Genomic DNA, 12,386 nt, shown 5'->3' on the forward strand with positions numbered 1-12,386 from the left:
CGCGCTGTTGCCGCCCCTATTGGCAGCGCCCCGCGAGCAGGCAGTGCTCGCGGCCCTCGCGGTCGGTGCGGAAGCTTTCGATGTAGCCGCCCTTGCGCTGGGTGACGAACACGGTGCGGCCGTCAGCACCGCCGAAGGCGAGGTTGGTCGGCTCCTTGCCCTGCAGCGCCACTTCGCGCACCAGCTTGCCGTCGGGCATGACGATCGCGATCGCCCCCTTGAGGATGCGCGCCACCAGCAGCCGGCCGGCGGCGTCGGTGCGCAGGCCGTCGATGGTGTCGGGCGCGAAGGTCGTCACCAGGCGGGCATCGACCAGCGCGTTGCCATTGACGCCGTAAGCCCAGATCTGGCCGGTGCCGGATTCACCGACATACAGCGTCCTGCCGTCCGGACTGAGATCGATGCCGTTGGTGGTGCCCATGGCGCGCGGCGCGGTCATCACCTCGCCGCTGACGCGACCGTCAGGCCCGCGGGTGATCCGCCACACCTGCCCGCTGCGGCCCTTCCAGTTGGGGTCGCTCGCATAGAGCGTGCCGTCGGCGGCCACAGTCAGATCATTCGGCTGACTGAAGCGCTCCGAGGCAAACAACGGCGTCGGCGCGGTGGCGCCGGACGCGAGCGCGAAGATCGTGTGCTTCTTGTAGTCGGCGATGAACATGGTGCCGGCGCGATCGAAGCGGATGGCATTGCCGACGCTGCCCTCCGGCAGCGCGGTGAACAACTCCGACTGCGGCGCGCCCGGCGCAAGGCGGCCGATGGTCCCCGGCTTGCCGAAATTGACCACGAACAGCGCGCCGGCGGCATCGACCGCCGGGCCTTCGATGCCAAAGGTGTATTCGCCCGATGGCGTGATCTGCCGGCTGTCGAACAGCCGGCCCTCTGCCAGCGCGCTTCCGCACCACGCCAGCAACAGGGCGCCTTCACAGAGACGCAAGAGAGCCTTGCGAAATGTAGTAGCCTTGGTCATCACTGCAGTCGCCGTTGAGATAGAGATCGGCCGGCCGGTCGATCCGGCTGAAACCGGCCTTTCCCTTGGCGGACGATTCCGTCACCACGACGACCTTCCCTGCCGGAATGTTGCCGCATTCCCGGCCGTCCCGGCTGACGAAACGACGCTGCACCACCCCGCCGCGAATCCGCATCCGCGTGCCAGGCACCATGGTGCCGACGAGCTGATCGACCTTGTCGAGCAGCTGCGCATAGCCGGCCTCGTGCGCCGCCAGCCCCTCACCGCCCGGCGGCATCAGCCGCTCGGCGCCGGTGCCCCGCAGGCGGGCGCGCAGCTTGCCGGCATCCGGATCGCCGGGAAAGATCCAGCCGTCCTGGCCCAGCATGAAGCGCAGCACGGTGTCGTCCTTCTGCGCGTCGGACAAGCCGGCCTTGAGGCCGAAGTCGGCGTGGCAGCCGACGCAGTGCTTCTCCACCACGCCGGCGCGGAAGGCCGACAGCCGCGCCCGGTTCGGCGCGCTCGCGGCAACGAGGCGCGCAAGCGCCTCGATCTGAGCGTCGCTGCGCCGGTCGCAGGGCTCCGGCGCACCCGGCGGCGCCGACGTGGCGTCGATCCGGATCACGGTGCGGTTCTTGTCCTCCACCAGCCAGATCGCGCCGTCGGAAGCCACCGTGAGCCCGACCGGCGCGCCCTGCGGCCGCACGCCGTTGACCTTGTGCCATTCGGACACCAGCTCGGTGAACGGCGCGGCCGGAACATCGACGCCATCGGCCTGAAAGGCGTGGCTCGCTTCTGCGCTGCAGCTGATGCGATAGCGCACCGGGGCTGCGCTCCTGACCGGAAAGCCCCTGGCGTCGACGTCATAGACCAGCACGCGGCTGCCGGTCGGACGATAGCCATGCAGCCCGACGATCAGCTTGCCCTCGAGCTGCGGAAATCGCGCGCCATGATAGTACAGCATGCCGAGCGGCGCGCCGTGCGGCGGCATCAGCGTCGCCGGCTGGCGATACAGCGCGGTGTTGGCGCACAGATGCCGGTACGGTCCGGCCGCGGCCAGCACCGCCTTGAACTCCGGGCTCTCGGTCGCATTGTCGTAGCAGTACGGCCAGCCATAGTGCCGGCCCGGCTCGATCGCATTGATCTCCTCGTTGGGCTTGAGGACGTCCGGCAGGTCACGGCCGTTCTCGCCCTGCAGGAAAGCGAAGCCGGCGTCGGGAAAGCGTGGATGCAGCGCCAGCGCCATCGAGTTGCGCAGGCCCTGGGCATAGACCTCGCGGCGCGGATTGGGATCACTCGGCCGGAGCGCCGGAAAGACACCGCCCGATGGCGGCACGAACATCCAGATCGCGGCGAGCGGCGAGCCGCCCTCGCCCGCAGCACATGGCGTGCGGATCGGCGCCGGCGTGATGCAGTCGTCGCTGTGCGAGCCGACATTGACGAACAGCCGGCCCGTGCGGTCGAACACGAAGGCCTTCAGCGGATGGCTGCTGTCCGCGACCAGCGTGCCGTCGGAGAGCTGCACGCGGCGGCCGGGCAGGCCGCGCACGATGGTCTCGACCGTGGCGGCGGGATGGTCCGCACGCGGATCGAAGCGGAAGATCGTCTCGGCGGTCGCCGCGTAGACCTTGCGGTCCGGCCCGATGGCGAGCCCGAAGGGATAGTCGAGGCCGGTCAGGAGCTCCTTGATCCGCCCGCCCGCCGGCGCATGGGGATCGAGCCGCAGCAGCCGCCCCTGCGCGCTGCCCCAGCCGCCCATGTCGGCGACCACGAACAGCTCGCTGTCCGGGATCTGGACAATGGTGCGGGGAAATTTCAGACCGTCGTCCTGGCTGGCGACGAGGCCTGCACAGAAGCCCTCCGCAAGGCCGATGCGCAGTTGCGGAAACGCCAGCGCGCCGCCGCCGCAGGTATCCGGACCGAGCACGTAGCCGCTCCTGCGCACCGTCTCCTGCGCACGCGGCGCAGCGGCGACCAGCATCGTCGCGGCAACGGCGACCGCCACGGCGAGCGATCGGCAACGCAGCAGGCTTCGGATCATCCCCAGCGCTCCCCCGCGAACAATGACGCGGGCGACGCTAGCGTGCGTATCGCTTCATGCCAAGCGAGGTGCGAACCCAATGAGGCGTGCCACACCCACTGCGTCATTGCCGAACTTGATCCACGAGTGTTCGGTTCGTTCTCGGCGCAGACCACACCCATTGCGTCATTGCCGGGCGAAGACCCGGCAATCCAGCTTGCTCGCAGTGCGACGTGAGTTTGAAGCTGGATCACCGGGTCACGGCGCTACGCGCCGGCCCGGTGATGACGCAGAATATGTGGAACGCCCCCAATCCACAGCTCCGGCCCTCAAGGCGTCTTCTTCGGATTGATCGAGAAGCGCAGGTTCAGGGGTTGCAGCATTTCCGGCGGCGGGGCCTCGCCGACATTGCCGCGGGTGAGGATGGTGCGCAGGTCCGCGTCCGCCGCCGCGTTCTTCAGCGCGGCGAATGACACCTTCTCCACCGTACCGTCCGGATTGAGCCAGGCGCGCACCACGAGCGCCGGCGGCAGCCCGTCCTCCTTGCCCGCGTGCTCCTTGACATAGGCGCGAAACCGCCGCGCGACCTCGTCGTCGCCCTCGATCCAGCTCTCGAAGCGATACTGCACGAGCTTGGCGAACTGGCCCCAGGACGGCGGCGCCTTGGCCGACTCGCGGAAATCGAGCCCCTGGGCGTGCGCGGAGACGAGCGGAACGCTGCTGAGACCCAGCACGACACCGCAGAGCACGGCAACCGTCCGGAATCCGGGACGACGAACAGATGACAGACACATGACAGGAATGGCGACCGGCAGGAGTGACGACGGCGCGACTCTGCCCGGCTAGTTTTGCAGGCACGTGACACGGGCCGAGATCGACGCCGCGCGGTTGGCCCGCGAGGCGCCGCCCGCGAGCTGCGGGCGATCATCGTGCGCGAATCGCACGCCATGATCGGCCATGAACGCCTTGGCCTCCATCGCCCCGACCGCAACGACCCGCGTCGCAGAGGTGCGACGGCTGATCACGCCCTCCACCAGGCCACGCCCGTCGAGCACCGGCGCCCCGCTGGCGCCGAAGGTGGCGTCGGAATCGAGCGCGAGCTGCCCGGCCGAGTCGGCGGCGACCGCCACCGTCGCGTTGGCCAGCGTGCCGCCACGGGCGATCAGCCCCGGCAGGCGGTCATAGGCGCCGACGAACACCATGTCGTTGACGGCCGGCGTGGCATTACTGGGGAACACCGCGGCGAGCCCCCAGGTGCGCGGCACCTTGATCAGCGCGAGATCGGCGCGATCGGACAACGCCACCACGCGCGCGCTGACCGCGCGGCCTTCCTTGGCGACCACCACCCGCACGCAGGCATCCACCGCATGGCGCACGGTGAGCATCGTGCCGGCATCGTCGACGAAGAAGCCGGTTCCGGTCTTCTCGTGGCTGATGGCCGCCTCCACCGGGCGCGACAGCGAACGCACCGGCTCGCGCGCGCGATCACGGTCCTGCCACGGCAATCCCTGCGCCACGGCCGGCAGGGCAGCGAGAACAGCAAGGCTGGCGGTCAGAAGCAGGCATCGCAACATGCGGCCCGTCTCGCACGGGCCTGCGAGACGGTCAAGCGCCTCCACCGCCGGTCGGCGACCAGCGCAGCGCGTTCAGGAACCTGTCGTGGCCGGCTTCAGCTGCGCAGCCAGACGCCGGCGAAATTGCCCTGGACACCGGTGGCATCGACCGTGTGATCAATCACCTTGCGGTTGTAGACTGTGACGGAACGGCTGAGCATCAGCGGGATGACAGGCAGTTCGTCGGCCAGGATATCCTGGAAACGGTCGATCGCGGCCTTGCGCTTGCCCGCATCCGCCTCAATCGCGATCTCCGCGAACAGCCGGTCGACCTCCGGATTTGCATAATGACTGGCGTTGGTGAAGGCGACACCTTTACGAAAATTGTCGCTGGTGAAGAAGCGCTGCAGCCCGACCGTCGGATCGAACATGTTGGTGAAGGGGTGGTTGGTGAAGTCGTAGTCGCGATCGCTGTAGACGCGCTTGAGGTAGCTCGGAAAGTCCTGCCCGCGCACCGTGACGTCGATGCCGACCGCGGCGAGCGCACTCTTGAGGTATTCGCCGGTGCGTTTGAAGTTCTCGCCGAACGGCTGGTAGTCGTGTGTCAACGCGAAGCGGAAGCGGCCGTTGAGCGGAAAGCCGGCCTGGTCGAGCAGCTGCGCCGCCCTCTTCGGATCGAACGGATAGGTCTTGACGTCGGGATTGTAGAACCGCTTCAGCGTCGGGCTGACGATACTGACCGTGGGCTCGCCGAGGCCATACCAGGCGACATTGAGCACCGCCGAGGGATCGATCGCATGGGCGATCGCCTGCCGCACCAGCTTGTGCCTGAGGTAGGGATTGTCGAGGTTGAACTCGATGCCGTAGAGCGTCGGTGCGTACTCGCTGCCGCGGTTTTCAAGACCGAGATGCGGCAGCTTCGCAAAACGCTCGAGATCGAGCGGCGACACCGGCGTCGAGCCGCCGATGTCGATCTCGCCGGTCTCGAACGCCACGGCGCGCGCGGCGCCGTCGGGAATGATCCGCACCAGCAGCGCATCCAGGTAGGGTTTCGGCGCGTCCCAGTAGTTCGGATTGCGGACGTAGCTGATGTAGCTGCCGTTCACCCATTCCTTGAACACGAACGGCCCGGTGCCGACGGGCGCGCGGTTGTTCGGGTTGAGCAGCGGATCGCCCTTGCCCTCATAGAGGTGCCTGGGAACGATCGGCGACTCGCCGGCCGCCAGCGCATAGAGCAGATAAGGCGCGGGCTTCGACAGCACGACCTGCACGGTATGGTCGTCGACGGCCCGCACCTCCTGCAGGTTGGCGAAGGTGGTGCGTCCACGCGGATGCGCCGATTTCAGCAGGCCGAACGAATAGACCACGTCGGCGGCGGTGAACGGCTGGCCGTCGTGCCAGCTGACGTTGCGGCGCAGCTCGAAGCGGTATTGCAGCCCATCCTCGCTGACGCTCCAGGCGGTGGCGAGCTGCGGCCTGGGATTGAGATCGAAGTCGTAGGTCAGAAGCCCCTCGACCACCTTGCTGCTCGCCTGGATCGCCGGGCCTTCGGTGGTGTTGAAGCACACCAGCGTGGTCGGCTCGGGATGGATGACGAAATTCAGCCGGCCGCCATGGCGCGGCCCCTCCTCCGCGGCGCGGGCGCGGGTGATCGCGGCGGGCAGCAGCAGCCCCGCCACCGGTGCGGCGACGAAGGCACGTCTCGACAAAGTCATGATGGACAATCCAGTGCGGGCCAGCGCGGCATCAGTCGAGCAGATCGGGCTCGGCCGCCACGATCCAGTCCCACAGCGGCTGGAAGCTGAAATAACCGCCCTTGTGAGAGCCGACCTGGGACGCGGTCAGCTTGGCGATGTCGTGCGCGATCGGCTTGGTCTCGCCGGCGGCTTCGGCGAGGAGTTGCGTGCGGGCGGCGTTGTCCATCGCGATGTACCACCATGCGGCGGCCTCGATGGTCGGCCCGACGGTGAGCAGGCCATGGTTCTGCAGGATCGCAGCCTTCTTCGTTCCGAGAGCCTCGGCGAGGCGGCGGCCCTCCTCCGCTTCCAGCACCACGCCGGAAAACGGATTGAACAGCACATGATCGTCGTAGAAGGCGCAGGAGTCCTGGGTGAGCGGATCGAGCAGCCGGCCGAGTGCCGACCACGCCTTGCCATAGGTGGAATGGGTGTGCGCGGCGGCGACCACCTGCGGATGCGCGGCGTGGATCGCCGAATGGATGACGAAGCCCGCCTGGTTGATCGGTTTGTCACCGATCAGAATGTTGCCGTCGTGATCGACCAGCTGCAGGTCGGACACCTTGACCTGGCCGAAGAATTTCGACAGCGGATTGATCCAGAACCGGTCCGGAAATTCTGGATCACGCACCGTGACATGGCCGGCGAGGCCCTGGTCAAAGCCGTAGCGCGAGAACAGGCGGAATGTCGCCGCGAGCCGCTGCTTGCGATGCAGCCGCTCCTCCTCGAAAGTCGCCGCAGGCGCGCGCTCGACGAGCGCATATCGCTTCGGCTTCTCCACCAGCTGGTTCACCCGCGTTCTCCTTGTCCCTGCGGAGCAGAGGAGAACGCTACGCTGGTTTGGCGAGATGGTGCTTTTAAAGAGCGGGCGGACCAGACAACATTTGCAAACAGATCATCCGGCCTTCGATGAAAATCATCTCTTCGGCGACATCCGGCCCGAAGGTTGGCTGGCCATGATTCCCTCCATTTTACTTCATTAGCTCTTGATAAGATTCGATGACGTCGCTAGCGCCAGAAGAAGCAACGGGATACAAATTACGGGGATCAACCAGTATGTAGTCCACAGCGACATCCATGGTCTTGAGCGACAAAATTGCTGCTGCAAATATTTTTAGATTCGCCCAGGGAGAGTTTTTCAATCTCTCTTTGTCCGCCAATGTCGCATCCACCTCCCGCAGCAGCGGCGATGCGGCCGTTTTGAATATCGCTTTGAATATCGCTCATAATGTCAGCACCCTTGGCTTGGCATCGCAAGGTTTGGAAGACACAAGTCCTCTTCGATATGTTCGTATTTCAAATTCGTGATGTCCGCGGCGCGCATCGCATCCGCCAATTCGTCGGACATGAACACCCAACTCGACATATGGTCTGCATTATCCTCGTGCCAGATGTGGATGTCGGTATGCCCACTTCGATCGAGCTTGATCCCCAGCTTCTGCTTGCCGAGAGCCCATTCGTGCGGAAGATCGACATAGCGATATCCCGTTTTCGGCTCGACAGACGTCCACTCCACGCCGTCCCAGCAGATCGTTTGCACGCGATTGAGAATGTTGGTGTAGCAGTATCGATGTTCGTTGATGGGCTCGCCGTTTTTTCTAACGACCTCGACCGGCAGATATTCGATCAGGCCTGGCGCAAATTTGTCCCAGATTGCCCGAACCCGTTCCGAGATGGCCCATTTTGAAATTCCGGCAATAACCACATCGTTCTTGATCTTGTGACTCGAAACCAAGATCGCTTTCTTGGGAAACCGTTCGGGTGGAACGCGAAGCCCGTGATTGACTAGGTAGGACGTTGTTTCTTTCGTTGGCAAATCGAGTTCACTTTGCCATTTCGGCTCGAAGTCGAAAGCTGGGTCGCGACTGAAATATTTCGGTGTCACCACATAGGCCACTTTGAACTCTCCCCCCCAGCCTTGGACGCGCGTTACGACCGGGCCGGCATGGCCAAATGCAGCGCGAGCCTATCCTCGAAGCTGCTCCGCCCCTCCGTGACCGCGAAATTCTCCGGGCCGGCGACGTCGCCCGGCTTCAGTGTCATCACGCCAGTGATGAGAAAATGCGAAAACTGCATAGCGCGGGTGGCGAGGGTTGAGAGATCGAGTCTCTTGGTCGGCGCGAATTCGAGTTCGAAAGTCCCCGTAAAGGCGGCAAGACCATGGGTCGCGACGACGAGCCCCGCTTCTGTCTGCGCCACGAAGAGACGAACCCAGATAGCGCTGAGCATCTGGCCCTGGTCCTTAGGCGTCGTGGTGATCTGGACGAAGCGGCCTGCGCTCATAAGATGGTCAGAGGCGCACCACAACACGCCGATAGCCTCGACCGCATTGCACACGGCGGCAGCGAGTAGGGTCAAAGCCCGAGCCTGCTCGGTAATCGACTTGCCCGATTTTTCGGGATTGACGACCATCACGCGCACATGGGCCGAGTGGCCCGCGAGATCCTGAGCCGCAGTCTGCCAGAAAAGCGTTGGCAACGGACCATAGATGAGCGACTCCAAGGGGAGTGGCGCCGCGACCTCCAAGACCGCCATCATCACACCATCACAGATCACAACCGCCCCTCTCGCTCCGCCCCCTCCAACAGCCGTGCCATCAAGCGCTTCCTCGAACGGCAAACCAGGAGCTATCCGTTCGAGCCGTTGGCGGATGACATCCGTGCTTATTGAAGCCGGGCGTTTGCAGATGATGATAGCGGTGAGGTCAATATCCACGAAAATAGCTCCATGTGTGCTGCACCAGAGCATGCGTTGGCGCGGCGTCGTTTCAAAGGGACTTAATGCCTGATCCATTCACGATTGCGGCTCCACGTCGTCGTTTCCTACAAATACAGTTCTGGCTATGCCCTGTTTGATCAGGCGCATCTTCGAGTTTTGTGCGCGGGCAAGTGCATCACGCGGCTTGGACCACCGAGCGACCAGCTCTGATAATGCCTGTTACCTATCTTCCCAGAAGCGCCAGAACGCATTGTAGCCAGATATCAACAAGAGGATGCTCGCCAGAACAGCCATTCCAAATCCTGAAATCATGCCAACAAGACCTTGAGCCAGATGGGACCAGTCCAGCTTCAAAGCGAGGCCATCGACACCTGTCAGCGAGGGGGGCAGCAGATAATAGATGCGCCCCAGCAAGATCACGAACAACACCGATGCGTATGCGAGGACGATCGGCGCATTTCGCCGAGCCAGAAGGACGACAATGATCGGCAAAAGGTAGATTCCGTCCGATATCGCATCACTGAAATTTTCTGAGAACGCTTCATGACTCTGTACCGCCCAGAGATACCGCTCATACTTAATTCCGGCCACTGACGCCACGTTACATGCGCACGCAAAAATCACCGCCGCGCGAAGCCATCCTTTATCCAAAGTCATATTGCCCCTATTCCCGCGGGGCACAGAGACTGCTCTGCTGGCCCCCGCTTTCCATAGCGAGACACGACGACACCAGGAAGGCAATACGCATCCCGGATCCGCCTTGATGATGCGAGGGTCCTTCTGCCAGCCGCTGACATCCGAGCGGGTCACGCGGCTTGGACCACCGCGCGACCAGCTCTGATGATGCCTGCCGTTCAAGTGCGGGCCACCGCCGCTCGTACCGGGATCGGGAAGACCCGGTCGTAGGCGAGGTTGAAGCCGAACGCATAGGCGACGTAGAAGCCGATCATCGACAGATCCATCAGCAGGGTCTCCCACAACGTCATGCCGAGATACCACGCGATCGGCGGCAGCAGCATGATCAGAAGACCGAGCTCGAACAGTCCGGCGTGCAGCACACGCGTGCTGATCGACTTCTGGGTATGGCCGACGGCGCGGCGCATCGCATGATCGAAGCCGAGATTGAACACGAAATTCCAGACGGTCGCGATGGTCGCGGCGGCGACGCCGACGACGCCGACCTTGTGGGCCTCCAGTCCGAACAGCCAGGCGCCCAGCGGCACCAGCATCACGAGGCCGACCGCTTCGAACAGCACGGCATGACGGATCCGGTCAGGCAGGGAACGCATGGACATCAGGAACTCCTAAATCATTGTTCTTATTGACAATATCTTTTCTATCTGTATTTTAGGTTCCTTCAAGATAGATACCATCTGATATGGAGATAGATGACCGTCTCCCTCGACCAGCTCGAGGCGTTCGTCGCCTCCGCCGAGCGCGGCTCGTTTTCCGCGGCGGCGCGCGCGCTGCGCAAGGCGCAGTCCGCGGTCAGCACCCATGTGGCGAACCTCGAGGAAGATCTCGGTATCCAGCTGTTCAGCCGCGCGGGACGCCAGCCGGTGCTGACGCCCGCGGGCGAGCGGTTGCTGCTCGAGGCCAAGGTGGTGCTCGATCGCCGCGCGCATCTCATCGGCGTCGCGCGCAGCTTTGAAGAGAAGATCGAGCGCAAGCTCGTCATCGCCATCGACGAGCTCTATCCCGAGAGCGCGCTGGCGCCGCTGTTCGCCGACTTCGCGCGCCACTTCCCGCATGTCGAGCTCGAGATGCTGTTTCCGCTGATGGAGGACGTCACGAGCCTCGTGCTCGCCGGCAAGGCCGATATCGGCATCAGCTGGCGCCAGGAGCAACTGCCGGTCGAGCTCGGCTTCCGCACCATCGGCTGGGTGCCGATCCAGATGGTGTGCGCCAAAGACCATCCGCTCGCCGGCGTCCGCGTCGACTGGGAGGATCTCAAGCGCTATCGCCAGATCCTGGTCGGCGCGCGCAGCGACGGCCCGGAGAAGCGCCGCCTGCGGGTCGCCGCCGACGTGTGGTGGGTGGAAAGCCACTGGGTCATCCTGCAACTGGTGAAGCAGGGCATCGGCTGGGCGTTCGCCTCCGGCCATGTCATCGCCCATGCGCCGGAGGCCCCGGATCTCGTGACGCCCGAACTGCAGTTCGACGACTACGACCTGCCGATCGCGCTGGAGATGATCTGGCACAAGCAGCGGCCGTGCGGCCCCGCCGCAAAATGGCTGCGCAAGCGTTTTGCCACCACCCGGATCGACGCCGCGATCGGCTGACCGACGCCGAAACGACGCTCTTTGTCAGCGGCGTCGACGCGGCTAGTCTGTGCGCCAGACAACAATGGACTCTCATGACATGAAAAAGATCGGCTTCCTCTCCTTCGGCCACTGGACACCGTCCCCCCAGTCGCAGACGCGCTCGGCCGCCGACGCGCTGCTGCAGTCCATCGAGCTCGCCCAGGCCGCCGAGCAGCTCGGGGCCGACGGCGCCTATGTCCGTGTCCATCATTTCGCCCGCCAACTGGCGTCGCCCTTCCCGCTCCTCGCCGCCATCGGCGCCAAGACCAGCCGCATCGAGATCGGAACGGCTGTTATCGACATGCGCTATGAGAATCCGCTGTACATGGCCGAGGACGCCGGTGCCGCGGACCTCATCGCCGGCGAGCGGCTGCAGCTCGGCATCAGCCGCGGCTCGCCCGAGCAGGTGATCGACGGCTGGCGCTATTTCGGCTTCCGCCCGGCCGAGGGCCAGAGCGATGCCGACATGGGCCGGCGCCACGCCGAGGTGTTCCTCGACATGCTGCGCGGCGAAGGCTTCGCCCAGCCCAATCCACGGCCGATGTTTCCCAATCCGCCGGGCCCGCTGCGGCTCGAGCCGCATTCCGCGGGCCTGCGCGAACGCATCTGGTGGGGCGCGGGCTCCAACGCCACCGCGGTGTGGGCTGCCAAGCTCGGCATGAACCTGCAGAGTTCGACGCTCAAGGACGACGAGACCGGCGAGGCGTTCCACGTCCAGCAGGCCGCGCAGATCCGTGCTTACCGCGCCGCCTGGAAGGAAGCCGGCCACACCCGCGAGCCGCGCGTCTCGGTGAGCCGCAGCATCTTCGCCCTGGTGGATGATCGCGATCGCGCCTACTTCGGCCGCTCGGGCGAAGATCAGGACCAGGTCGGATTCATCGACGAGAACACCCGGGCGATCTTCGGCCGCAGCTATGCCGCCGAGCCGGACGTGCTGATCGAGCAGCTCAAGCAGGACGAGGCGATCGCCGAGGCCGACACGCTGCTGCTGACCGTCCCCAACCAATTGGGCGTCGCCTACAACGCCCATGTCATCGAGGCGATCCTGACCCACATCGCCCCGGCGCTCGGCTGGCGCTAGCCGATACGCCTGTTCACGTCCGCACCAGC

13 protein-coding genes are annotated in these 12,386 nt (G+C 64.8%); 2 read left to right on the plus strand and 11 right to left on the minus strand.

Annotated features, from left to right (window positions below):
* Window positions 1-16: 16 nt before the first annotated feature.
* The 11 genes from AB4Z37_RS26710 to AB4Z37_RS26760 form a co-directional block, all read right to left on the minus strand.
* Window positions 17-967 carry an SMP-30/gluconolactonase/LRE family protein gene (locus AB4Z37_RS26710; RefSeq protein ID WP_441519737.1) on the minus strand — a complete coding sequence of 317 codons (951 nt, stop codon included), beginning with the start codon at window positions 965-967 and terminating at the stop codon, window positions 17-19.
* On the minus strand, window positions 921-2,987 hold the full coding sequence (locus AB4Z37_RS26715) for a PQQ-dependent sugar dehydrogenase (protein WP_441519738.1): 2,067 nt from the start codon (window positions 2,985-2,987) through the stop codon (window positions 921-923). The genes AB4Z37_RS26710 and AB4Z37_RS26715 overlap by 47 nt, the downstream gene beginning before the upstream one ends.
* Before the next feature lie 308 nt (window positions 2,988-3,295).
* Entirely contained in the window at window positions 3,296-3,715 is a 420-nt protein-coding gene (locus AB4Z37_RS26720; RefSeq protein WP_441519739.1) for a hypothetical protein, read from the minus strand.
* A 93-nt stretch (window positions 3,716-3,808) separates the two neighbouring features.
* Window positions 3,809-4,540 carry a S1 family peptidase gene (locus AB4Z37_RS26725; RefSeq protein WP_441519740.1) on the minus strand — a complete coding sequence of 244 codons (732 nt, stop codon included), beginning with the start codon at window positions 4,538-4,540 and terminating at the stop codon, window positions 3,809-3,811.
* A gap of 95 nt (window positions 4,541-4,635) precedes the next feature.
* Window positions 4,636-6,234: an ABC transporter substrate-binding protein gene (locus AB4Z37_RS26730; RefSeq protein WP_441519741.1), complete on the minus strand. Its 1,599-nt coding sequence runs from the start codon at window positions 6,232-6,234 to the stop codon at window positions 4,636-4,638.
* 31 nt (window positions 6,235-6,265) lie between these two features.
* Entirely contained in the window at window positions 6,266-7,048 is a 783-nt protein-coding gene (locus tag AB4Z37_RS26735; RefSeq protein ID WP_441519742.1) for a class II aldolase/adducin family protein, read from the minus strand.
* 254 nt (window positions 7,049-7,302) lie between these two features.
* Window positions 7,303-7,482 carry a hypothetical protein gene (locus AB4Z37_RS26740; RefSeq protein ID WP_441519743.1) on the minus strand — a complete coding sequence of 60 codons (180 nt, stop codon included), beginning with the start codon at window positions 7,480-7,482 and terminating at the stop codon, window positions 7,303-7,305.
* A 4-nt stretch (window positions 7,483-7,486) separates the two neighbouring features.
* Window positions 7,487-8,152: an imm11 family protein gene (locus tag AB4Z37_RS26745; RefSeq protein ID WP_441519744.1), complete on the minus strand. Its 666-nt coding sequence runs from the start codon at window positions 8,150-8,152 to the stop codon at window positions 7,487-7,489.
* 32 nt (window positions 8,153-8,184) lie between these two features.
* The gene (locus tag AB4Z37_RS26750; RefSeq protein ID WP_441519745.1) at window positions 8,185-8,970 is read right to left on the minus strand and encodes a hypothetical protein; all 786 of its coding nucleotides are present in this window, start codon (window positions 8,968-8,970) and stop codon (window positions 8,185-8,187) included.
* Between the two features lie 222 nt (window positions 8,971-9,192).
* On the minus strand, window positions 9,193-9,630 hold the full coding sequence (locus tag AB4Z37_RS26755; protein ID WP_441519746.1) for a hypothetical protein: 438 nt from the start codon (window positions 9,628-9,630) through the stop codon (window positions 9,193-9,195).
* Window positions 9,631-9,827: 197 nt separating this feature from the next.
* On the minus strand, window positions 9,828-10,268 hold the full coding sequence (locus AB4Z37_RS26760; RefSeq protein WP_441519747.1) for a PACE efflux transporter: 441 nt from the start codon (window positions 10,266-10,268) through the stop codon (window positions 9,828-9,830).
* Between the two features lie 93 nt (window positions 10,269-10,361).
* Between AB4Z37_RS26760 and AB4Z37_RS26765 the strand changes: the two genes are divergently transcribed.
* Window positions 10,362-11,255, plus strand: a complete 894-nt coding sequence (locus tag AB4Z37_RS26765; protein ID WP_441519748.1) for a LysR family transcriptional regulator — start codon at window positions 10,362-10,364, stop codon at window positions 11,253-11,255.
* 79 nt (window positions 11,256-11,334) lie between these two features.
* Window positions 11,335-12,357, plus strand: coding sequence for an LLM class flavin-dependent oxidoreductase (locus AB4Z37_RS26770; RefSeq protein WP_441519749.1), 1,023 nt, complete (start codon window positions 11,335-11,337; stop codon window positions 12,355-12,357).
* The last annotated feature ends 29 nt before the right edge of the window (window positions 12,358-12,386 follow it).

This window comes from Bradyrhizobium sp. 2TAF24 (assembly GCF_052115025.1).
Taxonomy (GTDB): domain Bacteria; phylum Pseudomonadota; class Alphaproteobacteria; order Rhizobiales; family Xanthobacteraceae; genus Bradyrhizobium_A.